Below are 24,808 nucleotides of genomic sequence, written 5' to 3'. Positions count from 1 at the left end.
AAACTCAGTTTTTTGTTGTATATGCAACAAAAATGCTGTATTATTTTTCTTAACTTATTGAAAATTTAATGTTAACGGAGTTGGTAAAATGGAGGAAATTTTACGTGAAATCGGTATGATTGCCAGAGCTTTGGATTCAATCAGCAATATAGAATTCAAAGAACATGAGCTTACAAAGGGGCAGTATCTGTACCTCGTGCGCATAGTTGAGAATCCAGGATTTATACAAGAAAAAATAGCCGAAATGATAAAGGTGGACCGAACAACAGCTGCTCGCGCTGTACAGAAACTTAAGATTAATGGCTTTATTGAGAAGCATGATGATCCTAATAACAGGAAAAGTAAAAAACTATTTCCTACTGAGAAAGGGAAGACAGTTTACCCTTTTATAAAAAGGGAAAACGGTTATTCCAATGAGGTTGCACTAACTGGATTCACCGAAAGTGAAGCAGTAACGCTTAATAACCTGTTGCAAAGAGTTCGGGAAAATGTGACAAAGGACTGGGAGCTTATAAAACGGGGAAACAAGAGAAGTTATTAATAGATAAAAGGAGTGCTATTAAAATGACTATTACTATTAAAAGGTGTACGGTTGATGATCTCAGCCTACTTCAAGAAATTAGTGTTGAAACATTTAATGAAACATTTCAGAATCAAAATTCACCTGAAAATATGAGAATCTACTTGGAAAGTGCATTTAACTTACAACGATTGGAAATAGAATTGACAAATAACTCTTCAGAGTTTTATTTTATCAATTCAAACGAAGAAACTGCTGGGTATTTAAAGTTAAATATGAATGATGCTCAATCTGAACCTATGGGCAATGATTCGCTTGAAATTGAGAGAATTTATATTAGAAAGAAATTTCATAAACAAGGTCTTGGTAGATACCTAATAAATAAAGCTTGTGAAATAGCGATAGAACGAAGAAAAGAAAAGGTTTGGTTAGGAGTTTGGGAAAAAAATCAAGGTGCAATTACCTTTTACAAAAAAATGGAGTTCGTTCAAACAGGAACCCACTCTTTCATTATGGGGGACGAAGAACAAATTGATTTAATTATGATCAAAACAATCAAATAACGTTTGAACCATGGAGCAGTTTGCAATCCGCTGTTGTTATGATTAAAAATATATTTAAAGTATAAAACCAATTGCCCGAAAAAGACTGCAATCAGAAACATTCATGAGATGTTAGTTTGCGAAAGACAACCATCTTGAAAATTCCACGTTTGTCCTCTGCCGTTAGCATAAAAGATGGTTCTCCTGGCTTCTTAAATCTCCGTCCGTTCTGCCTTTTCACTTCACGATCAGGCGTATGTACAACCATGGGTTCCATGTCGCCTGTTCGTACTTGAAAGCATCTTATATGTCCCCCTAGGAGCTGGCAGCCTGTTACTTGTAGTATTCAAACTTACGGGGATAATCGTAATTTCAAAAGCAGTAAGAGCACCCTCTCTACAATCAGAGTTGTAATTAACTGTATATGTATGGTAACAATGTGCTATCCAGATGAAATTACAATCTATCTCTTGTTCCAAATGTGCCAGCCGGATCTATTGTTAATGGATGATGGCTAAAGCTCTTTTCGAACAGCTCAGTAAAAGATTTGCACTCGAAAAACACACCGATGATTAACGTGTCTCATTGCTCCATCTTATTTCTAATAAAATTACTGGAGAGAGCATAGCTATTGTTACAGCTCCAATATTTTTCTCAAAAAAAACCACCCCGAAGGGTGGTCCGTAATGATGAGCACACTGTAGGATTTGAATAGGAGTGGAGAGTCCTGTGCTGAACCTGTAGGTTTTACTCTTATAATAACTATCAAATATCCTATCATTTTATATAGTTTTTTCTTTGTCTAACGACAGTTTCATTCAATAACTGTGGATGCTCTGAAAAATCAAGCCTACGCAAACCATGAGGCCTATTCATCATGACAACACTGGGATTGCCCATTTCTGAATTTCATTGATTCTCCAATACTCTTTACCTCAGCACATGCTCGCCTTCTCCTCCACTGTCATGAGAGGAAGCCATTCCTTTATTTTCACTTGTTCCATTTATTCATCCACCTTACCCCTTCACTGCACCAATCGTAATCCCCTTGATAAGATACTTTTGGAAAAAGGGATACATCACCATAATCGGCAGAACTCCGATCACAGCAATCGCCATTTTCACCGTCGTACTCGGCAAGTTAGCTCCAGCCTCACCTAGCTGAGCACTAAACTTGCTCTCCGTCAGAAACTGGATGTCGGTTAGCATTCGATTCAATATGTTCTGTACGCTGAACAACCTGGAATCGGTCACGTAGATCATCCCATTAAACCAATCGTTCCAATAAATAATCGTCTGAATCAAACCTACTGTAGCTACGATCGGCATCGATAGCGGCACAATTATTTTCCAGAATATTTTTAATTCTCCTGATCCGTCGATTTGCGCCGCCTCGATAAGTGCCGGGGGGATCGTCGTCATGAAGAATGTCCGCATTAGGAGCACATTAAAGCCATTCATGAGCAAGCCTGGTACGATCAAGGCCATAATGGTGTTTTTAATATCGAAGTATTGGACATAAACCAAGTAGGTTGGTGTAAGTCCGCCGTTGAATAGCAGCGTGAAAAACACAAAAAATGCAATTCCGTTACGTAAAGGAACTCCCTGTCTGGACATCGGGTAAGCAAGCATCGAGGTCATCAGCAGACTTGCTGCCGTGCCGAATACCGTAATAAACACCGTGATCCCATAAGCACGGGCGAGCTGCTCCGAGTGATTCCATAGATAGTTATAAGCGCCCAATCCCAATTGATCCGGAAAGAAGGTATATCCCTGTCGCAGAATTGAGCTCTCATCGGAGATCGATGAGATTACAAGCAGCAGGAACGGCAGCACGCAGGCCACCGCCAGGGCCATCATCGGAAGATGAAGCCATATTCCCTTGTTGATCGTTTTCATGCTTCTACACTCCAGTCCCACGCCTTAGAACAATGCGCTGTCCTTGTTGAATTTGCGCACCGCGTAATTCGATAACAGTACCAGTATAAAGCCGACTACGGACTGATATAGCCCCGCTGCCGAAGACATTCCAATATCACCTAAATTCATAAGCGCCCTGTATACATAGGTATCGATAACCTGTGTCGTATCATTCAGTGCCCCAGAGCCGAGTGGAACTTGATAAAATAGACCGAAATCAGAATAGAAAATTTTGCCGATGGCAAGCAAGGTCATCATGATGATAATCGGATACAATAATGGGAGAGTAATATAGCGAATTTGTTGCCATTTGGAAGCCCCGTCTAGTTTTGCTGCCTCATAATATTCAGGATCAATCCCGATGATCGCAGCCAGATAGATGACGCATAAGAACCCGGCGCCTTTCCATAAGCTGATAATCGTCAGAATGAATGGCCAATATTGCGATTCGCTATACCATGAAATACCCTCTATCCCCAGACTGGAAAGAATGGTTTTGTTAATAAATCCAGTCTCCATGCTGAGCAGGGAATAGGCCAAATAACTTACGATAACCATCGATATCAAATGGGGCAACAGTAATACACTCTGGTAAAACCGCGACATAAAGCGGCTGCGAATTTCATTCAGTGCGATTGCAATTCCCAGTGCAAAAGCAGTATTTAAGATGATGAAACAAAAATTGTACAATATCGTATTGCGTGTAATGATATACGCATCCTGCGTTTTGAATAAATACTCAAAATTTTTCAGGCCAACCCAGTCACTGCCGAGTAGTCCCTTTGCAAAATTGTAATCCTTGAAGGCGATAATTAGCCCGAACATCGGCAAATAATTGTTGATGAGCAAGTAGACAAGCCCCGGTATCATCATGAGCAGCAGTACGTAGTACTTTCGCACACTGCTCTTCCGGCGGGGCCGATAGGTTTGTTCCATATTACTCCCCGCTTCCCTGGCTGATCGCAGATGAACCAATAATGCTAACTGGACCCAGCAAGCCAGAGGGCTCCTGCTGGACGAACTTGGAGAACCAGTCCTGCTGATTCTTCGCTAGTGTATTGGTCACCTCAATAGTCACTTCATTCTCTCCTTGCTTCCAATAGCGAGCGATATTCCATACATAAGGCGCACACAGCTTCACACCGACATCCTGACCATTAACCCACACCTGTGCAGTCTCATAAACCTGCCCCAGATCCAGCCATATCGGGTCAATTATTTCACCAGTTAATTCACCAGTTACGACACACTCATATTTCATCGTGCCAGAAAATCTCGGCATCAGGTCGCGTGAGCTCATATTACGCAGCTCCTTCATGGTCCCCCAAGGTGTGAATGCTGGATATTCTTTGGCTGTAGCAAGGGAAATGTTCCACTGGACATTCTCAATCAAACGTCTGGATAAAGCACGATCCGCACTGGCATACAGGCTCAAATCTGTCCCAAGTGGAGCACGCTGCCACTGGCCTATTGGTGCCGGTAGATTCCCCTCTTCTCCATCCAGTACACGAAGCAAAATTAGTGATTCATAAGTGCTCAGTCGCAAATCAAGCTGATAGTTTTCTCCTGCCCCTACGCGATCCACCTTGTTAGTGAATGCGTCATAACGAAGCCATACACCAGAGCCTGGGAGCGTAATGCTAGTCTCAATTGGCTGATCTGGATTCTCATTGAACAGCATAAGAACTTCCAATTGATCATGACGGTATTGGTAGGCTCGTAGATAAGGCTGTTTGTCCCTGAGCACCAGCTCATTCATCCCTCGGTCGATAAGCGTCTCTGCCAGAAGCTTCAATGGGGTTATAGTAACCTGAGGGTAAGCCGTCAGCTTCTTCAGCACTTCCTCGCATGGTACAGATTGGCTCGCTCTTACTGGCAATGCGTCAATGAAGATAATAGACAAACCAGCTGATGCGAGCTCAGTAAGCTTATCCAGCCATTCTATTGGCAGCGCCTCGGCATAAGGTACGATTAGGCAGCGATAACGTTCTTTGTGCACCGCTAGCTCCCCATCGATAACTTCCGAAGAAACCAGGATATCGATCGGCAGCACATCGCAGTCGATTTGGCTCTGCATCAACTGCTTCACCGGCTCCTGGAACAGCATGTATTCCCCGGACCATTCAGCCTCAGCGTGATAAAGCACAGCAGCACTCGCAATATGCTCCCCATCATTCAACAAGTGGCATACCCGGTTCGTATAGTCATTAAGCAGTCGGTAATACCTGAACTGCGGATTATACCCTCTGGCATAGAAGTGCGGCGGGCAATCCCAGTCAGGGAACTCTTTCTGAGAAAAAGCATGCGGCACAAAATGATTGACGCCTCTAACCAGCATATGGTCGGTCAGCCACTTCATCAGCTTCAGCCCTTCCGCCCAGCCGTAAGCGCCGAAGATTTCGCAAAAGGTTCTTCCTTGCTTCCTAGGGTCGATATGTCCCAGTGAAGCAGCTAGTTTGGTCATCCCGTAATGGAAAAAGACGCTGTCTGTCTTTCCACCCATCCATGAGAAAGACATTTCATCAAACCCGGGTACAATTTGCCATAACACGACATCTAGACCAGACATGTCCTGCCCCTCCAGTGCACGGAAGAAATGCCCTGCTCCGCAGCCCAGTCTGGCGTGTACATTATTGTCCTCCATTAGATGGCCGATATAGGCTACGCCGCGTTCTCGGCACCAGTCTCCAATCCGCCTGCTGAAGTGCTCCGCGTACAGCTTGCTCACTACGTTCATGTAGGCGTAGCGCACAGCAAACGTCTGAGGTCCTCCCTCATGCCAGAGCAGAGGCAGATGCTGCCGCAGGTTCTGACCGTATTCTGCCTCCAGCAGCTCCAGCAAATCAGAACGCCACGGCAGAGCCATCTTGGCATCGCCAAGTCCCGAAGCATAATCGTACGATGCTTTGCTATTATAGAAGCCAGGCTCATCCGAGAAGAAACCTGCGAATGCGACGCCAAAATCATCCTTGTATCTTGCGTAATAGGCTTCGTAGATTGTATCGATCAGAATCTGCGTCGATTCCGGCACGATCGGGTTCAAATAATCTTTGCGGCGATCATCCCCGCCTTCCCTGGTGACGACGAACAGGCAGATCGTCCAGTAGCCTTCCGGCACAGGCCAATAAAGAACCCCGTCTTGCACTGAAGCTTCGAGATCTATTGCAATAAACTCCCCATCCAGCTCGCCCGTAACTGGATCACGCCTAGCTGCAGCAGCACCGACAGGTCTTGCTCCATCTAGCACCGACCAGGGGCGCAGCAGGAACGAAGCTTCAGAATCGGGACCGCGTGCATCAATTCGACGCTCTGAGAGGAACTGCCGCTGGTGTTCCAGCGGCGCGTCCTTCACCTTACCTGCTGCGTGTCCTGTCGGAAAGTGATCATCGTCGAAGACCCAAATTTGCATGCCATGCTTCCGGGCTTCATCCATAATGATATCCATATCCTTCCACCACTGTGGACCAAGCATATCAGGGTGGGGACGGGATTCCACACATACGGCATGGATGCCCGCTTCCCGTATACGAGCCAGCTCCTCACGAATGACCGCCTCTTCTTCTCCGCGCTGCCAGAAGAACGGAAGAATATAATTCCGTTCCTCACCTCTTAGCAATTCATGAAGTTTACGACTCATTGCACACCCTCGGCTTTCGCCCATTCATCCAGCTGGCGCTGCTTATCCGCAATAACCTTATCGATTCCTGCGGCCTTCAGCTTCTCAATAAATTGCGGCAACACCTTATCTGGGTCCACAGAGCCTGTTTCCAGAACAAGATAATATTGCGCGATGACGTTGGATACTGCCGCTATTTCTGTTTTGACGGACTCCGGATTCATCGTAAAGCCCATCGCCTTGGATTTAATCGCCTGCTCATTGAATTCCTTCATCTTCTGCCAAATATCCGGGTCTTCACCCTCAAATACATAAGAGAGGAACTGGTTGCCAAACAGCCAGCTCATATTTAAATTGTAGCCGTTCGTCAGCATTGTGACGCCTTCTGGGTATTTGATGACATTATCGGACACTTTGACATAATGCTTGCCTTCAATACCCCAATCCAGCAGATTAACAAGCTCAGCATCCCCATACATCAGATCCAGAAACTTCATAGATGCCACCGGATTCTTAGCTTGACGCGGAATCCCCCACATAATGTTCAGCACATGATCTGTCATGGATACAGGATTAGACAAGGTTGCACTAATCATTTCCTTGCCAATGGATCTGGACTCCTGCGCATCAAATCCCGGTTTCAGCTTAGAGAGATAACCAAAAGCTCTATCAGCCTTCATTAATTCAATTTGGCTCGACTTGTTGGTTGCTGAATCTTTCAACGTATAACCCGCTTCATACCAGTTCCTCATCCGTTTCAGGAGCGCAGCATATTCCGGAGACTCGATGCTGTTAACAAGCTTCAGACCATTATCGTAGCGTGGTAGCACACCCATCCCGTTGCTAAGACCATCATGCCAGCTGTAGCTGGTCAGAAAGGAGAAGCCAGCTCCGCTAGGAATTAGTGGCGTAATGTCTGGTTCATTATCTTTAATGATTTTGAGCGCTGCTTCTACATCATCCAGTGTTTTAATCGCACTCGCGTCGATTCCATGCTTATCTGCAAGATCCTTGCGCATTGTAAATCCGTTGGCTGTTGCCAAGTCTCTCACAGGCGTGACGCCGAAAACCTTTCCATCTACCTTACTGGCGTTCAAGTAGTCCGGGTCAAGCGCCTTGCGAATATTTTCCCCATTCTTCTCCAGCAGCTCATCGAGCGGCAACAGCTGTCCTCTGGACACTTGGGAGCTAAATCCAAATGGTGATCCGACGACAATCAGATCCAGCTTCTCATTGCTCGTCAGCATTAAGTTAACCTGCTGGGCATAAGCGCCGTAATTGATTGGCATCAGATTAACCGCTACATTGATTTTTTCCTTTGTAATCTTGTTAATCTCATCTTCTACTGCCTTCATATCCGGTGGCGTGCCGGTTACACTGAGAAATGCGACATTCAATTCATCGATCTTTTGCGATGCTTCCTCGCCTGTTGTTCCGGGGCTGTTAACCGGTTCTTTCGCCAATCCGCCTGAATTTCCGTTCGAACCACATGCGGATATGAGTAGCGATAGACTCACTAGACTTGCGATTAACCATGTCTTCTTGCGCATTTTGTTTTCCCCCTGGCTTGATCATTTGGCTTTCTCTTGCCATTATAGCGGGAAGAGGACCGCATCCTCTGCTTCAGGTTCGACCTTTGCCTGACGTCATTTCGACTTTGCAAGGGGGGCACCTCGTCCGTGCTGGCGAAACTCGATTGGGCTTAAGCCTGACTGAGCCTTGAACAACTTTGCAAAATGAGAAAAGTTCGAATAGCCCGTAGCCATCGCCACGGCGCTTACAGGAAGCTCAGAATGAATAAGCAGCTGCCTAGCCAGCTTGATTCTCTCCTGCAAAATATACTCTGGAATCGTACAGCACAGCTCTTTTTTAAATAAGCGGGTCAAATAGTCCGGGTGCAAGTATACGTGATTCGCTGTCGTTTCTCTGGACAGATTCTGATCCAGATTGGATACAATATAGCGTGTCGCCCGTTCAATCACATCGCTAATCGAGGACGGATGTGTGGTATTCACAGCCTTCATAATGACATGGGCAAGCCAGCGCTCCAGATCGGTAAGCGAGCGGGATGCAGCTTCCGCCAGACGCAGGCTCTCCTCATCACAGAACATGAGATGTGCTTGAACCCCTTGCTGCTGCAGGACTGCATGGGCCATTTGCAAAAAATTCTCCTTCAGCGCACGCAAATAATCGCCATCTATTCCCGTTTGATCCCGCAGTCCATGGATGCAAGCTCTCACTTCTTCCTGCAGCCTCTCCTTCACGCCTTGCCTCATCATCGCTGCCCAGCCACTCATATCTGGCAGAGCTGGAGGTGCTGCTGCAAGACGCTTTGCCTCATTCAGAGCAACATAATGGATTCCGGTCACATTATCTCTGTCTAAATTGTGTAATTGAGCCAGCAGAGCAGGGAGTTCATGTCCTTCTACTGGCCGCCCCCCATAGCAATATAATTCACAGTATAAATGTACACGACAAAACTCAACCAAGCGGCTACACATGATGGCAAGTCCGTTCTCTAGTTGTTCCTGTTCCACAGGCACAATAAGCAACCAAGCGTCATTCCCGGCAGGTACAACGACACTGCCTAACGTAAGCCTTCCCAGCATCTCTTTGCCTGCGTTCTTGAGACCATATTCCAGCAGCTTTCGATCTCTGACCAGGAAGTCCTGCTGCCAACCACGTATGATCATTAACACTGGCAAAACCAAGGAGTCCGCAGGGAGAGATACTTGCCTTGCCGCCGCTTCCTTTGCAAAAATCTCACTCACTGCCGGAATGGTTTCATTCAGAACATCCAGCCAGAAGCGCTCATGATTTATATCCTGCTGCCGAGACCACCAGTTCTTAACCCGCTGCGCATCCGCCAGTTCTTGCTCGCGCTTCACAGCGTCTGCCGCCTTGCACAGTGCGGCTTCCAGCTCTTCCTTGGTCAGCGGCTTCAACAAATAATTGGAGCAGCCCAGACGTACAGCTTCTTGGGCGTAATGAAAATCCGCATGGCAGGTCATCAACACAGGAACGGTGCGAATTCCCTTCTCCCGCATCCACTTCAGCAGCTCTAGTCCGCTCCGCTGCGGCATTTCAATATCGCATAGCAGAATATGAATCTCCTGTACCTCAAAAATCCGCTCCGCCGCAGTCGGATTGTAAGCAACATAAACGTTGGAAATACCAAGCTGCAACCAGTCCACCATTTTTTTAACCGCTTTCACAAAATGAATCTCATCATCTACGATCAGCACGTTCAGCAAGGTGTGCCCTCCTCTCCTTCCGGGAATGACTTCATGGGTAAGCGAACTTCGACTCGAGCCCCGCCTGAATGAAGATTAAGAAAGGTAAGGTCGGCTTTTCCGCCATACAATAGCTCCAATCTGCGCCATGCATTCCAGATGCCATGCCTGCTGCCGTCCTCCCGCTCCAAGTTCCTCTTCTCATTTAAGAGCTGCAGCAGCTCTGGGGTGAATCCTTCGCCGGTATCTTCAATAACGAGTAGAATGCGAGGCACCTGACCATCTGATTCTAGCTTTCCATGAATCGATAGCCGGAATGGCGCTTCCAGCGTAAAGGCGTGCTTGATGGCATTCTCCACAAAGGTTTGAATCACAAGCGGGGGTATAGCGAGGTTCAGCAGATAAGATGGCACCTCAATTTCACTGCTCAGCTGATCTGGAAACCGCAGCTCCTGAATACGTATATAATTGCGCATATGCATCAGTTCATCCCCGAGAGAGACGAGTGACACATGACTACGGAAAATGTAACGGAAATAGTCCGAGAGACAGCGCGACATCTCCTGGATTAATTCATAATTGCGTACAGCAGCCAAACTGTGCAGCATATTAAGGGAATTTAAATAAAAATGAGGATTAATCGTTGTCTGCAGCTGCCTAAGCTCCGCCTGCTGTTTGCTTAATTGTTCCTCATAAACATGGATTTTCAGCTCTCTAATGTGGGAAAGCATTTGGTTAAAATGATCGTTAACGACGCGAAATTCTTCGGTTGAGGCTTTAGATTCTGGAATCCCTTGCATATGCCCTTCACCGATTCGATTCATGGCAGATAGCAGTCTTCTGATCGGAAGCAAAATCATCTTGCGAAGCAGCACCAAACTCAAGGGAATCAGCAATATTGAACCCACAGAGACAAACCTATTCCAGCTCCAGAGATTGAAAAAACCTTTCAAAATATCTTGCTCCGGTATAAGCGCAACCAGTCGGAAACCACCATGCCGGGATCGTTCACCTACCGTCAGATAACGTTCCGGACCACCTGATAAGCTATATCCACCAGAGGCAAAGCTTAAATCAATTTGTTTTTCGCGAACCACTTCAGCATGCAGCATAGGCTCTCCAGCTTCTGTAGAAAATAGCGAAAAACCGTTCTCGCCTAAATTAATCAGGTTAAACGGAATGAGAAGTGTGTCCGCCTTGACCCAGGCGCCAACATAAGTGTTGGGAGCTGCCTGAAGCAAGCGGAGAATATAATAGCTGCCATCGATCTGTCGTACAAGCCAGTCACGCCCCCCAAGCTCAGACTGTGTGGGGGACGCATTCAGCTTACGGGTAACCTCACCTGATACCGCTACTCTTTCCATATAGGATGGGCGTGGACTGAATGCTTCTATGAAGCTTGCATCTAGTGTGCTATAAATAAAAAAGCCGTCCACTGCTCCATTACGGGAGTTTTCGTTCCATAGCTGCTTGGACAGTTGTACCTTTAGCAGTGCCGTCTCGGCTTCTGGCTGCCTTCGGTCCAGCAGCAGCAGGTTCGAGTCAGAAGCCACCATGTTAATTAAGAAGCTGTCGATTTCATCGAGCAGCCCATCAATTTGATTCATATAGAGGGTGATAAAGCTCTGATTGCTCTCAGCGACTTGCTTACGTACTACTTGAGCGGCATAATATTGGTTGAAATTGAGCAGCACAATGAGCGGAACCAAAATGGCGGCTACGCCCACAATGAGTTTGAATCGCATCGTATTTCGAAGCTTGCTTCTGCGCTGTATATTCATTGCCTTTCCCATAGGCTAAGCAAAAAATCCTTATAACGCGCATTCTGCTCCAGCTCTTCTGCCTTGGTTGCGTCACCGTTCTGACGGCAAATCAAGACAGACTTTTGTAAATAAATGAAGTACAAATGTGTAATCATTCGCGTCCGTTCGATCCAAGCCAGCTTCTCATCATTAGGAATTTCGGCTGCGCGCTCAGTGGCAAAAGCACTCATCGACAGGCGTGTCTCCTCGCTGATCAGCTCCTTGAATGCCTCCAGTTCCGCCGGATTCTTGCCCATACTGGCGTAATACACACTAAAGAGCGAATCATAATAGAGAAGATCTGGCTGGTGCTCTCTTAACCACAAATACTTGTCGAGAATGGCTTCAATAGAAGCACGCGGGGATTTAAAATCGAACTCCACCAGCAAGCGTCCGAACATGCGCTTCAGATTATCTACATACACTTCAGTGGCCAGCTCCTCCTTATCCTTAAAATGATGGTACAAGGTACGTCTGGACGCGCCTGAGCGGGTAGCAACGAGTACCAAATCCGCACCCTCAATCCCCTTCTCGCAAAAGGCGGCCAGCGCCGCCTCTTTAATCATTTCTCTGGTAAGCTGCAGTTGTTTCTCTCTAAGCTTCATCATGTGCTCCCCTATCCTGTAGTGCTAAGCTCTTCGGCAGCATTGGAGCTCGCTTCTGCAGCGTTATGCAGGAAGCGTGTGCCTCGAGAGCTGCGTTCTTGCTTGTGAATAATGCTATCCAGCCATGCCACTAATTTCTGCCCTTCCTCCTCTGCCTCGTAGAAGGCTTGCATCGGCAGCAGTGTATGCGGAGTCGTGTGATTCTCCTTATCATAGCCGTATTCTGTTAGAAAATAATAAAAATTAGGCAGTTGTTCGTCAAGCTGGCGGGTAGCCGCTCGAAACTGTTTGCTCCATGCCTCCAAACTTTGCGGGTCAATATCGTCTCCTTTGCCATTAAGACGGTTCTGGAACGAGGTGAGCACCTTGTCATTAATGGTACAAGCATGCATGAGCACAGCATGAGCAGGCATGGCCTTCGCATTGTAGCGGAACGCCGCTCCAATCATATCTGTCTCCATCGGAAATGCGAACTGGCGTGTGAAATCAGTATTCCACTGCTTGTTTACAATACTCGGCCATTGCTCGGAAGCAAGAAAGGAGCTGTCAGAGAGATGATAGATTTCTGCATCTGCATAATGGCTCGCAATGTCACTGGCATAGAATGCTGAACCAAACCCACCAGCACTAGAGCCTGTAATCAGAAGCTTATCCGGTGTGTCGAAATTTGCATACACCCATTGCAGCGCTTCCTCCACATTATTCCTGCCATTATGACGGATATGCCGCACCTTCTTTCCCTTCTCATCGCTGTAAGTAACTGCAGCATTGCCGGTATGGAAGTCAGCTGAGACATAAGGAATGAAGACGACATTCCACTCGGAGAACGGGTTGTCTGGACGTTGATCGAAGATCCCACGGTGCATATTAAAGATGTAGAACGGAATTCGGGCGAAATAATAGCCAAATTGCCCATACTTGAGATAAGAACGCAGGGACAACGGGATCTTCGCTGTCTCTGCATCCCAGCAGGCCCCGCCCCCGCAGAAATAGACCATCAAATTTCGGCTGCTGCCTTTGCGAGAATACAAGCAAAACGTTGAACCATCCGTGGCCATTGTCTGCTTGCTAAGCTTTACCTTGTTCCACTTGCCCGGTTTCGTATCACGGAAGCTATTCTTTTGGCTTGGTCTTTTGAAAACCTTACGGCTGACAAAGACAATGGAAAGGACTGCCACTGCAACAATAAAAAAGAATGTTCGCTTCAGCCTTTGCATGCTAATTCCCCTCTTCTCTCATAATTAACAGCCTTCAATCCTTGTGAATGGACACCGCTCCAGCCTTTATTGCGGTACAGCTCCGGATGCTCTCCAGAAAAAGCTGCCGCTGCATCTGAATCATCAGCCAACCGATAACGCAGCCATGCGGTCAAATAACCTCTATGCATGCCGCCCTGCCCCATGCTCTCTAGATGATGTGCCGCTCTCGTCATCGCCATAACAGCTGCTTGGCCTGATCGAACCGCTGCGTAGGCACTCCGATTGGAGAATTTTGGCGAGATCATAAAATCATGCGTTCCCGCCATGAAAAATAATGCAGCAGTTTGCGTTTCAATCTCATAAACATCCTTGGGTTCACACCACATCGGAGCAGGCAGCGCAATTGTAACCACCGTCTGAAGCGGCTCATCCAGATAATTCCCTGCATTCAGGACCCCTGTCGCGCCTTGGGAATGACCCACTGCACCAATGCGGTCTATCAGCAGTTTGCGATAAAAGAGGCTCGCAGGATCAGCATTCTCCTGCAGGGCATAACGGACCGTATCTGCAACTTCTCGGCCTGTGCCCGTATGACGGCAATAGCTGTCGATGACAACAAAGCCCCACGTCGCCAAATGAAGCAGCAGCGCATCATAATTCTCAGGCTGAGCATCCGAGCCATTGCCCCAAACAATAACAGGACAAGCTTCGTCCATCTCCTCCGGGCAATAGATTTTGTATTGCGGATTCCCATCCTCTTCCTTAATTACCACACTTCTGCTACGATGCGGCCCTGGTTCGCCATAACGCTGCTCCACAGGTTCTGGCTGATAGCGGTAAAGCCACCTTCGTAATTTAAGCGGATACATCATTAGCAGATAGACCGGAATTAAAATCCACTTTACCCAGGGGCGGGAAGCTGGCTTCTCTGATGTTATCATCCGTGCTTGCCATCCTCTCATTTTCATTTCGCATTACACCAAGATTACTTACTGCACACCGTGTGTAATGAAAGTATAATAAAGGACACTGCCACTGTCAATGCAGGATTTGTGAAGTTGCGAATTGTAGTTGCTAGGGACGAAAATAAGGGCAGAAAAGTGCAGCACATTAAGGCTTTTGTGTGGAGAGGAATCCTAATTCTTTGATCGTGGCGTTGTTGAGGGTTCTGGAGAGGATAGGGCTATTGGACCTTCGCCAATAGCTCTTTCTTGTACCGTTTCAGTCTCATCGCTCGGACTTTTTTTCCCATACCGTTGCTTCTCGACGTTAGCTTTTTTGCTTTTGCTTTGACTTTCATCTTGGCGGTAGATTTTGGGTGAACTACTGGCGGTTTCTACTCCAGGTATGTAATTGGCTCTCTTAAAAACAAGGCTATGTATACTGATAGATCATTTTAACGAATAACTAGCATTGCTTTTAACGCATAAAAGGCCAGAATCACCTTAATGTGACTACCAGCCTTTATGACTCAAGAAGTAAAATTCGTATGATCTATTCTCGTATGCACCTGTATGTCAAATTTCACTACCGGATAGTACTCCTTCCAATTATCCTTCATTTTACGCCAATATTTTGGCTGCTTACGATGAATCATTTCTCCTATCCCAAGCATATCAACCTTATTTTTCTTGGAAAATTGAATAAACCGATCGATCTCTTGGGTAATGCTTTCATTTAGCGCTTTCTCCCAAGTGGCTACCTCTTCCGAATCGATCTTCGTATCTGTGCATTGTTGACTAGTTAAATTCAGATCCGCATAAATTTCTATTTTGACAATTGCTTTGAGCTGCTGATCCACAATAGGATGTATGACGCTGCGGTTATTAATGTTTTCAAATGTCAGCATCTCCTTCTTTCGCCCGCACCTTATCGTTTCGGAAGAACCGTTCATCTGGCCTGAAGCACGAAGGAAACCTTTTGTTTCCTGTACATGCAAGAAACCGACGAGATGATCGCCTTTAAAAGCAAAAAGTCCCTTCGTCTGTAACAATTGAAGTTTTTTATCTACCTGGTCACTAACAATCTCTATCGACGGAATGCTTATGTCTTTGTACTGGTTAATTAATTCTTGATAGACATCAATGAAAGTAGTTTTTTGGGTTAAGGCCGTCGTGTTCCCTCCCTCGGATAAACCCTTTAGTGCTTGAGAAGAGATGGATACGTTTGGCATAGATACTTTTAACGCTTCAAAAGCAGTACCTTCCTTTACGTACACTAAAGTTGAATTCCGAAATTGTCTTAACCGCCGGATATCCTCTAACATCTTATCAATTCCGCTCCTAGCTAGGTCCGCACTAAATATAATGGCAGACGTGTGGCCCCAAAGCAGCGTTCGGTCCGATTTCGATCTCATGAGACGGGCGGCCTCGAATAAGCTTCTACCCTCCGTGGATAAAAAAAACGTTCGCTCCTGCATCCCCTTCGGCTGTTGTCCGCCAGTCGTCAGCCTCGCAATTTCAGCCGTTAATCTAACCGCTCCGTTCTCTCCTTTGTCAATGGCAATGGAATGTACAATATGGAGTTCGTTAAGCTCCATACTGCCCTTGCAGCCGGTATTAATAAAGCAAACAACAATTACCGCGACAGCAAACCATTTTCTTGCTTTCATCTTTGCTTACCTGAGAATCGCCTGTTTTGAATCGAACGAAACAATCCGGGCCGTTTATTGTTCATTGAATGCGGCCTACGAACGATAATGTCCGTTAATTCTTCGAACTTAAATGGTGAAGCAGGTCCCAAATAAGGAATGCCGAAAGAGCGAAGCGAAGCGAGGTACGTCAAGAGCATAATGATCCCAACCATCACTCCGACATATCCTAATAAGGAAGCAAGCAGCGTCATTCCGAACTGAAGCATACGTATGACATAGTTAATAGCGGTAGGAGGCAGCGTAAACGTGCAAATTCCGGTTAGAGCAGCGACGATAACCATAATGGGGGATACGATTCCAGCTGCTACGGCAGCTTGCCCCAATATGAGGGCGCCTACGATGCTGACAGCTTGTCCGACCTGCTTCGGCATGCGGATGCCCGCTTCGCGCATAATTTCGAAAGCGATCATCATCATGAAGCTTTCCACCACCGCCGGAAAAGGAACAGGCTCTTTCGCCGATGCGATGCTCTGCAGTAAAGTCGTCGGTACCAGCTCATGGTGAAATGTAACCGTAGCTACGTAAAAAGCAGGAAGCAGCATGCCGATCATTGCGCTGAAAAATCGAATTAGACGCATCACAGAGCCGATATAGTAGTTCCAGGCGTAGTCCTCGCTCACTTGGAATGCTTGCAAAAAAACGAACGGCAGAAGCATTACAAAAGGCGTTCCTTGCACAATGACCGCAATTCTGCCGTCAAGCAATGCCCCGATAACTCGATCGGGCCTCTCTGTCGATTCAATTAACGGAAATAAGGTCCCGCGGTTATCGGTGATCCACTCCTCCACGTAGTTGCCTTCCAGTATCGTATCCGCTGGAATTTCACTGATTCTTAAGTGGACTTCCTTTAAAATTTCCGGATTCGTTATTCCTCCAACTGACAGAATGATGAGGTTTGTTTTACTCAAGTGACCTACCTTGCGGTATTCAACCTTTAAGATGGGAGACGGAAAATGATAACGGATCAAAGCTAGATTATTGGTCAAGGACTCCGTAAATCCACTTCTTGGACCTTTCACTACCGCTTCAGTTACCGGTTCATCCACGCTTCGTAGTTGGATTCCGAGCGTATTGATGGATATCGCATATTCTTTTTCATCAAAAAGCAGTACCGATAGGCCAGCCGAAAGAGAGTCCGCGGCATCCTCGATGGTGTAGACCTTCTCGTCCATTCGGAAAGCAGTCAGCAAGTTTTCATCTTCTTTATATCGAATCAGCATAAGATCAAGCTTCCTCGTATCTGTCATTTCATTTAGATAACATACCGTAGCAGACTGGCCCTCGCTAAAGGTGGAATGAACCATAACCAGATCATCCGTCGCTTGCATGTATTCCTTTAGCAATCGTTTGTTATCGCAAACGTTGCTCGTGAGCTTTGTTTTGTTGTTACTGTTGTTGCCCACAGCATTCACCTGCTTTTTTTTTCATATTCTCTTTGATCAAAGCAATAAACAGCAGCACGGCTGGAATGAATAGCTGAAACATAACAAAATACCAAGCCTGGCTGTCATAAAAGGCAGATAGCTCGATTAATCCCCATACTTTGAACTTGGAGACGATAACAAAACCAATGGCCAGCGGAATAATGAACATGTGAGGCTTGCGGAGCCGCAGCAATTGTGATAGACCCTGGTTCGCGGACCAGAAGTATACCGTTATTTTGATAAACGAGCTCATCACCCAAACAACAACGAGCGCGGCATCAAACCGTTCTATGTTGCTGAACAGCTTTATATTTTGAATGAGACTAATGCTCGGGTAAGTAAAGGTTGCCGTCGTCTTGCCGCCAAACAGCATCGTGCACGATAAGATCGACATCAAAAGCAGCAGCAATGTAATGCCCACGGCACTTATGGCATAAGCATTCGTGTGCTTCGTCTTACGAACATGCTGCAGAACCATTGATATAAACATCAAATCACCAAACCAGGACATAGAGAGCAAAAGCCCCCTGAGCGGCTGAGCCAGACCGTTTTCCAGTATTGGAAGCAAATATTCGGGGTGATATTGGTTGATCAGCAGCAAGTAGATCAACAAGAAGGTGGTTACTGTAACAAAGAATATTATCTCTGAAACACGCGCAAACACTTCAAGGCCATGATAAGCCGCATACGCACACATGATAGCACCGGCAGACAAATACCAGATCTGCGGAATGAGCGGATTTAATACGATAATAAAAAACTGGGAAAACTCGCGTAAAACCCAAGACGTTACGTCAATAAAATAGCAGATAAATAAAAAGGCCATAACGCTTCCGATCCAAGAACCGAGCAGATGCGTACAAATGGAAATGATATTTTTATTCGGGTAAAGTTGATTGAGCTTCAAAAAAACGCACAAATTTATGAGACCCATTATTCCTCCCGCCACTGCCAAGTACCAAGAGTTTCGTTCCGCATAATCGGCAAATGTTGCAGGGGCGTAAAGACTTGAGGTTCCGATCGTTGAAATGACGATTAAGGTCATCATTTGAAAGTTGCTTATTGTCGTGATACGACGTTCCATATTGAACCTCCCTTACCGATTGATTCATTATGCGCTGTAATTGGTAATTTATTCGTGGCATAATTGGGTTGCGCATAAGGAATAATAGCTCAGAGGTGAGAGATCATTGTGAAAGCTTATATCATCGTGTCTACTTTTTCAGCCGTCTGGCTTGTTATGGTGTATGTGTTTTTATCTGACTACTATTGGTACCAAAGGATAGCTGCTGGAACATGGGGATTTATACTCGTGAATGCCATTACGCTGGTTCCCGTATTGCTATGTTTCTTTATTGCTGATCGGCTTCAGCCTGTCGTGAAATCGGAAGATTCGCAATAAATTGATTTTATGCGTTCTTCGCTATCAGCTGAGTTTATCTGTACCTCTCTCTCTATACGAATAATGCCAATGAAGATATTAAGAAGTACTTGGGTTCTGGCAGTTCGCCACAGGAATACAGGTGTATTATAAATAAAAAAAAACTGCGATAATCCCGCACTTATTTGGGGTTATCGCAGCTTAATCAGTTTCTTATATGTTGGAAAAAACCTCTTTATATTTGTTAACGAACACATTCGAATCAAGTTATACACCATACCGAATATTGTTAACCTTTGTATTTGTCAATGAAAAGTTTTGAAAGACTCGTTCTCCACCTTTTCCTATTGGTGCTTGAGCTACAAGTCCCACCTTAATTGTCTTTTCGACTGGTAAGCTAAAGAATCGCATCATATCGAACTTAACCCCATCCAACGAATAATGGAATGAAAATGAGTTATCAACTCTTGCAACCTGTAACCATACATGATTACCTTTAATGTTACACCCGTTAGCGTCATCCGAATGATGATTCGTGACAACACTTACTACAGCATGTGTACCAAAATCTGTCTGTTCGAAGCATGCTTTAGCCCACACCTGGAGATCTTGCATAACCATAATTGTCGCCGCATCGTAAGTATCCCTGAAATCATGAGAAACCTGAACACGCATCACAAAATCGCCTGTAACTTCTTTGTAATAAAATGGTGCATTGCAAAGATTTTCCGGTGTAATTCCTGTTTCGGAAACGGCACCATTATTACAGAAGAAATCACTTTCTGCAGGGGCTTCAATAATCAGTTTGTCATTTTCATAGGTTGCCTTGCTTTCATTAATCCACTTAAAATTGTCAAATATTGAATTTCCCATTGGAGATTCTCCTTTGTTTCGATAAAGTATGATGCAAATTACTAGTTTAAAGTAGCTGATTGCTTAAATACAATAGTACCATTTTATGCTGATACAACGATAAATTAACCTAATCAATCTCCTTCAAACAAGAAAACCGACATGTTTGACAAGTAAATTATACCGTTTTTAATTATCCCAATAATTCACTAGTAAGAGTTAATGATTACATTTGAACATTTTTGAGATGGAACCAAACGATTCATCGAGGTAGGAAGTCCCAACTGATATCTGTGTTGATTATAATAATGTGGCCAATCTCTCTTTGCAATTATATCAAACTTTTTCCATTTTTAACAATTGTCATTATCATATATATCGCCGATGATAGACTCCTGAGGAGCATTACATCATTTGAATTGACTGTAGGTTTATTTGTATCTGTATACATCAAGGATAAGCGATACTGCTCTTTTGGATCATTCTCTGCTCTACCGCTATAAACCAAACTAAACCAGTTATGACGGACACGTATCTGGTATCGACGTGACATCAAGAAAAGTCCTTCAGCAATTCATGATTGCTCAACCAGGTGAATGTCCATTCTCTACTTTAACTACAGCTATGAAAAAAGTAGATGTTGTTTAGCTAAGCATAACATTCCCCTGTACTTGAATCCGCGACGAGATAAACGTAACATGATAGAACGTATTATAGAAAAAACAATTCCAAACAGAACCACACGAATCCACTGCTCTATCCATTTCTGATTAACTTAAGATGGTAATAAACCTGTTTCTTGTTGTCCCTTCGAATGCCATTTTTATTGAATGATTAATCCAAAGTTATTTTGAATGTAATTCACGTTAGGATTAGCAAATTACTCGTTGTCAGATTGTTAAACGTTGCATACCCATTGCCGGTATAAGTGTAAATAGCTGCTCCTTTATGCGGCAATGTGAATCGTGAGGTTAATGTTCCGTCAAGCCCAGTACCATTGATGTTACTTATGCCACTACTAATAATCGTATCCGGTAAGAGAATGCCAGTATTGTTCTGAAAGTGGGTAATCAGGGAACACGGTATTCATTCTGATACCGTTACCGTCTACAGTGTCGCTGATAGCATTATTTGTTGACTTGTGTCCTCCTCCAAAGAATGCAACGGCTGCTGCACGCCAGTTGTTCTCAATGGTGTGGTGTGACACTGCTGACGCGCCATTGGCTTTACTCGTCCACACAGCGATGCCATCATCTCCATTATTGTGTAAGCTGCTGTTACGAACAGTCGAATTGGGCAGTTGGAATTTATATAATGAAAGCGATATGCTTCTTTCATGCCCAATAGACAGAAAAGGTTTGATATGTATAGATGTTTACACAGAGCAGTCGCCCCAAGCTATGAACCCGCTTGAGGCGACTGTATTTTATTTATTTCAATATGGTTGGAAACAATCCAAATATCAATACTTCTTATTCGCCTTTTTCCGTTCCAATTGGCATCATCATACCATTATCCATCCCCATCATTGTAACGCTGCTCGATTCTTCTTCTCCGTCTGCCAAATAAACCTCAGTTCCAAATGCTGGCTCAGCATAAGGGAGGTTTGTGTTTCCGCGGACGAGAATTTGACGGTAATTCCCTGAATGACCTTCGAATCCGTCATGGTCCCATGGAACCCAAGAACGTGCATTGCAATAATGGCAAACGAATGAGCGACGGTAGCGATCCTGGGTACGATTCGGGTAGGAGCGATGAAGTAGATGCGAATGGAAAAATAAAACATCTCCAGGACTTAGCCGAACGGGTATGGCAGGAGGATAGTTTGCGACAACCTTAGATAGCGTATTCACATTATCGTCCAAATGGCTCACATTCTGCACACCATTCAAATCCTCGAATGCATCCACCGCGTGCACATTTCCTCCTCCAACACCATCAGGAGGATATATGGGTTCGTGGTTCGAACCGGGTACAACCCATAAGCAGCCATTTTCTTCATCTGCATCCTCTAAGGCGATCCACGCTCCGATTATCGTATCTGGATGCGTCTTAATATAGCATGCATCCTGATGCCAGCCTTGACCGCCTTTTCCAGGAGGATTTAAGAAAAGCATGGACTGAAGGGCGTATACATCCGGCCCGACCAATGCCTCAGTAACATCAACTATTCGAGGGTTAAGCATGCCCCTCTCCGCTGCTCCGCTGAAACGAGACATCATGTGAATTCGTGTCGCCTTTGCAAATTCCTCCTTGAGAGGGTCCTTACTATCACGATCTGCCTGATTATCCAGCTGAAGGCTATTAAGCCTTGATTGCTCTGCTAATTCATATAGCTCGTCGATGTCTTCTTTTGACAATAAGTTTCTGACAATTAAATAGCCTTCTCTGTGATAGTGGGAATAATCCTTCACGCTTACTAAATAGCGGTTATCCCTCGCACGTGATTTAGGTATATAAAACTTCCCCATAACCAGTTCACTCCCTCGATTTATATGCCTACCCCCTAATTTTAGCGTGATGAGGCAGCACTCTCCATAGTCTAAAACCGGCAAATGATGTGTTTATTTGACCAAGGAATTCACCAAAATATTTCGATTTAAAGGATAAGGAGTGTACGGGTCCAATACGGATACCGTGTGGCGAAATAAGGGATCCTGGCACCTTTTTATGTAATCCGATGCCGTTATTCCACGAACTTTTTTATACATTTTTGAGAAATGGTGTTCATCACCGAAGCCTACCGAATAGGCAATCTGTTTTACCGTGCCGGTGCCCCTCATCATCAGTATCTCAGCACGCCTAAACCGTAATTCGAGCAGCATCCGTTTGGGGGACATGCCCGTGGTAGCGACAAACATTCGTGTGAAGTATTCATGTGACCAGCCCGATATCGCTGCGATTTCTTCAATCTTTACAGGATCGGTCAAATACTCTTCCATATAGGTAATCGCGTGTTGAACAGGAATAGGCAAGGGAATGGCTTCCCCTTCCGCAACTTGTGAGGAAAAGGACGATAGTTCTTCTAGAGAGGCGGAAATCAAAACGGCAAGCCTTCTCCGCCAATACGCAGGCTGGTGATTCGCAATCCAAAGTATTTTCTCCATTAAGCCAGTTACGAGCATATGGCGCCCTGCCAGGAACATATGCCCTTCTCGGAGCAAGGCCACGAATCGTTCGTCCGCATTCCGCAGTGAAGCATAATCAAAATGCACAAACAAATGCCGTACGTTTTTTTCCGGCGCGAACCGGTAGGTATGCCAGTCACCTGGGCGTGTGAATATGAAGCATGGCTCTTTAAGAACAAATAGGCTTCCGCCTATCTCATATTCCGTTTGGGTACCATCGGGAAAGTAGACTAATTCGAAATCGTCAATTTGCCTGGGCCCGAGCACAAACCCAGCTTGAATGACAAAGTCTCCTGCGTTATGGACTAAGGGCAATTGAAAGGTCTCTTGCTCTTGTTCACTCATATTCATCAACTCCCTCTCTATCTAATATGTACAGTCAAAGGAATTATTTTATTTGTCCCTTCGCTTGAAGATATCATATAAATAGTCTAATGCTAAAAAAGAAAAATACCTTACGCACGATCGATGCACCATACCCTGCAGTTATATCGCTACCAGTTTCATTTGTGGTTTTCACACATTATATAACTGATACTCTCCCTGATCCTGTTGAGCTGGACGTGGTAAAAATTCAGTCAGAGGTATGAATGCCTCCTTCGAATCATCACATAAATTCAGTCGTTACTTGCTGCTGATCCCCTCCGGACAGTATGTATGGAAAAACGAAGCCATATCTTTCACTCCACTCAACTTCATCGACACAAAAAAATGGACATCATCGTTCCTAAGAAACGGATGCCCACATATGTTGTGTAACAATATATAAAAATACTAAGAATTATAGGTTCGTCAACGTAATAGATAACGGAGAGAAGTAACTGCATACGGAATACCACAACCTGTTTGGCCACGATGAAGCTGAAGCAACTTATAATGCTTATGCGAAGCATAAAAAGCGAAAAAAAGGCTTGGCAATTCGTAAAGAAGTTGAAGTTATCAGCCGGAAGTACATTTCGATGCGTTCTGCAGAAGATCCAAAAAAAATAAAAGCTGCTAATAACACATAATTCTATAATACAGGGTTCGCGGGCATCGCTGTACGATAAGGAAACGGATAGAGGTCTCTTAGGTCTCAACCCGTTTTTTTATGATCGGTTTATCCTTTTATGCCGGACAGTGTTACCCCTTCAATAATATAACGCTGTCCGATCATGTAAACGACCAATACCGGGAGCAGAGCGATTGAAGCACCAGCCATCATCAGCGTCCAGTCCGTCGCATACATGCCGCGGTATAGATTCAGCATCATAGGTACCGTAAATTGCTCCGGGCTGTTGAGAAAGATAAGCGGATAAAAGAAATTGTTCCACATGCCCAGAAACGTGAATATRCCGAGTGCTGAAAGTGCAGGCTTGACAAGCGGAAGCATGATGCGCGTATAGATCGTAAAGCGATTGGCACCATCCACAATGGCTGCTTCTTCCATTTCCTTCGGGATGCCTCTAAAAAATTGGCGAAGCAGAAAAACGCCAAAGGCATTTAATAAGGCAGCAGGCACGATGATCGACTGATGCGTATCGAGCCAACCGAAATTTTTCATCATCAAGTACAGCGGGATGATTGTCACTTGTCCGGGCACCATCATCGTTGCCAGAAACAATATGAACAGCGGTTCCCGGAATGGGAACCGGATTTTGGCGAAAGCGTATGCAGCCATCGAGCATGTTATCAGCTGCGCGAATACGACGATGACATTAATATAGAAGCTGTTAAAGTAAGCTCGCCCGAATGGCAAGGCCGTCAACGAAGTTTTGAAATTGGACCATACGAACGGTTCTGGAATCCATTTAGGCGGAACGACGAACACTTGGGACAAATCTTTTAGCGCACTGAGTATCATCCATAGGAAAGGCAGCCCCATGATGCAGGCCCCAATGATCAGCACGACATGAAGCACCATCGTAGAGGGTTGAAGCTTTTTCGAATTCAT

20 protein-coding genes are annotated in these 24,808 nt (G+C 45.2%); 3 read left to right on the top strand and 17 right to left on the bottom strand.

The window, feature by feature from the left end; all coding sequences use genetic code 11:
- Positions 1-88: 88 nt before the first annotated feature.
- A complete protein-coding gene (locus tag AB4Z50_RS26885; RefSeq protein WP_441883942.1) occupies positions 89-541 on the top strand; it encodes a MarR family winged helix-turn-helix transcriptional regulator in 453 nt (150 codons plus the stop codon).
- Between the two features lie 23 nt (positions 542-564).
- A complete protein-coding gene (locus AB4Z50_RS26880) occupies positions 565-1,083 on the top strand; it encodes a GNAT family N-acetyltransferase (protein WP_441883939.1) in 519 nt (172 codons plus the stop codon).
- A 996-nt stretch (positions 1,084-2,079) separates the two neighbouring features.
- Here AB4Z50_RS26880 and AB4Z50_RS26875 read toward each other — a convergent pair.
- From AB4Z50_RS26875 to AB4Z50_RS26820, 12 genes are all read right to left on the bottom strand, one after another.
- On the bottom strand, positions 2,080-2,961 hold the full coding sequence (locus AB4Z50_RS26875) for a carbohydrate ABC transporter permease (RefSeq protein WP_441883936.1): 882 nt from the start codon (positions 2,959-2,961) through the stop codon (positions 2,080-2,082).
- Positions 2,962-2,985: 24 nt separating this feature from the next.
- A complete protein-coding gene (locus AB4Z50_RS26870; protein ID WP_339203157.1) occupies positions 2,986-3,918 on the bottom strand; it encodes an ABC transporter permease in 933 nt (310 codons plus the stop codon).
- 1 nt (position 3,919) lies between these two features.
- A complete protein-coding gene (locus AB4Z50_RS26865) occupies positions 3,920-6,619 on the bottom strand; it encodes a glycosylhydrolase-like jelly roll fold domain-containing protein (protein WP_441883932.1) in 2,700 nt (899 codons plus the stop codon).
- The gene (locus tag AB4Z50_RS26860; protein ID WP_441883929.1) at positions 6,616-8,148 is read right to left on the bottom strand and encodes an ABC transporter substrate-binding protein; all 1,533 of its coding nucleotides are present in this window, start codon (positions 8,146-8,148) and stop codon (positions 6,616-6,618) included. The genes AB4Z50_RS26865 and AB4Z50_RS26860 overlap by 4 nt, the downstream gene beginning before the upstream one ends.
- Before the next feature lie 96 nt (positions 8,149-8,244).
- Entirely contained in the window at positions 8,245-9,843 is a 1,599-nt protein-coding gene (locus AB4Z50_RS26855) for a response regulator transcription factor (protein ID WP_441884030.1), read from the bottom strand.
- A gap of 2 nt (positions 9,844-9,845) precedes the next feature.
- Complete coding sequence (locus AB4Z50_RS26850; protein ID WP_441883926.1) at positions 9,846-11,624, bottom strand: histidine kinase; 1,779 nt, start codon at positions 11,622-11,624, stop codon at positions 9,846-9,848.
- Entirely contained in the window at positions 11,609-12,238 is a 630-nt protein-coding gene (locus tag AB4Z50_RS26845; RefSeq protein WP_441883923.1) for a TetR/AcrR family transcriptional regulator, read from the bottom strand. The genes AB4Z50_RS26850 and AB4Z50_RS26845 overlap by 16 nt, the downstream gene beginning before the upstream one ends.
- Before the next feature lie 11 nt (positions 12,239-12,249).
- Positions 12,250-13,455 (bottom strand): pectin acetylesterase-family hydrolase, encoded by a 1,206-nt coding sequence (locus AB4Z50_RS26840; RefSeq protein WP_441883920.1) that lies wholly within the window; start codon positions 13,453-13,455, stop codon positions 12,250-12,252.
- The gene (locus AB4Z50_RS26835; RefSeq protein ID WP_441883917.1) at positions 13,443-14,378 is read right to left on the bottom strand and encodes a poly(ethylene terephthalate) hydrolase family protein; all 936 of its coding nucleotides are present in this window, start codon (positions 14,376-14,378) and stop codon (positions 13,443-13,445) included. Before AB4Z50_RS26835 ends, AB4Z50_RS26840 begins: the two co-directional genes overlap by 13 nt.
- A 530-nt stretch (positions 14,379-14,908) precedes the next feature.
- On the bottom strand, positions 14,909-16,048 hold the full coding sequence (locus tag AB4Z50_RS26830; RefSeq protein ID WP_441883914.1) for a Ger(x)C family spore germination protein: 1,140 nt from the start codon (positions 16,046-16,048) through the stop codon (positions 14,909-14,911).
- Positions 16,045-17,493 carry a spore germination protein gene (locus AB4Z50_RS26825; RefSeq protein ID WP_441883911.1) on the bottom strand — a complete coding sequence of 483 codons (1,449 nt, stop codon included), beginning with the start codon at positions 17,491-17,493 and terminating at the stop codon, positions 16,045-16,047. The genes AB4Z50_RS26830 and AB4Z50_RS26825 overlap by 4 nt, the downstream gene beginning before the upstream one ends.
- Complete coding sequence (locus AB4Z50_RS26820) at positions 17,477-18,598, bottom strand: GerAB/ArcD/ProY family transporter (protein ID WP_441883908.1); 1,122 nt, start codon at positions 18,596-18,598, stop codon at positions 17,477-17,479. Before AB4Z50_RS26820 ends, AB4Z50_RS26825 begins: the two co-directional genes overlap by 17 nt.
- 108 nt (positions 18,599-18,706) lie before the next feature.
- On the opposite strand from AB4Z50_RS26820, the gene AB4Z50_RS26815 reads away from it, so the two are divergent.
- Positions 18,707-18,916, top strand: coding sequence for a hypothetical protein (locus AB4Z50_RS26815; protein WP_441883905.1), 210 nt, complete (start codon positions 18,707-18,709; stop codon positions 18,914-18,916).
- A gap of 246 nt (positions 18,917-19,162) precedes the next feature.
- Here the strand turns inward: AB4Z50_RS26815 and AB4Z50_RS26810 are convergent, their stop codons facing one another.
- The 5 genes from AB4Z50_RS26810 to AB4Z50_RS26790 all read right to left on the bottom strand — a co-directional run bounded on the left by AB4Z50_RS26810 (position 19,163) and on the right by AB4Z50_RS26790 (position 24,808).
- Entirely contained in the window at positions 19,163-19,768 is a 606-nt protein-coding gene (locus AB4Z50_RS26810; RefSeq protein ID WP_441883902.1) for a DUF1349 domain-containing protein, read from the bottom strand.
- A gap of 997 nt (positions 19,769-20,765) precedes the next feature.
- Positions 20,766-20,987 (bottom strand): hypothetical protein, encoded by a 222-nt coding sequence (locus AB4Z50_RS26805; RefSeq protein WP_441883899.1) that lies wholly within the window; start codon positions 20,985-20,987, stop codon positions 20,766-20,768.
- Between the two features lie 232 nt (positions 20,988-21,219).
- Entirely contained in the window at positions 21,220-22,218 is a 999-nt protein-coding gene (locus AB4Z50_RS26800) for a phytanoyl-CoA dioxygenase family protein (RefSeq protein ID WP_441883896.1), read from the bottom strand.
- Between the two features lie 93 nt (positions 22,219-22,311).
- Positions 22,312-23,220, bottom strand: coding sequence for an AraC family transcriptional regulator (locus AB4Z50_RS26795; RefSeq protein ID WP_441883893.1), 909 nt, complete (start codon positions 23,218-23,220; stop codon positions 22,312-22,314).
- Positions 23,221-23,974: 754 nt separating this feature from the next.
- Positions 23,975-24,808: a carbohydrate ABC transporter permease gene (locus AB4Z50_RS26790; RefSeq protein ID WP_441883890.1), complete on the bottom strand. Its 834-nt coding sequence runs from the start codon at positions 24,806-24,808 to the stop codon at positions 23,975-23,977.

This window comes from Paenibacillus sp. 2TAB26 (assembly GCF_052115145.1).
In the GTDB taxonomy this organism is placed as follows: domain Bacteria; phylum Bacillota; class Bacilli; order Paenibacillales; family Paenibacillaceae; genus Pristimantibacillus.
Note: the sequence above shows the minus strand (reverse complement) of the source record. Positions and strands in the feature narration are given on the sequence as shown.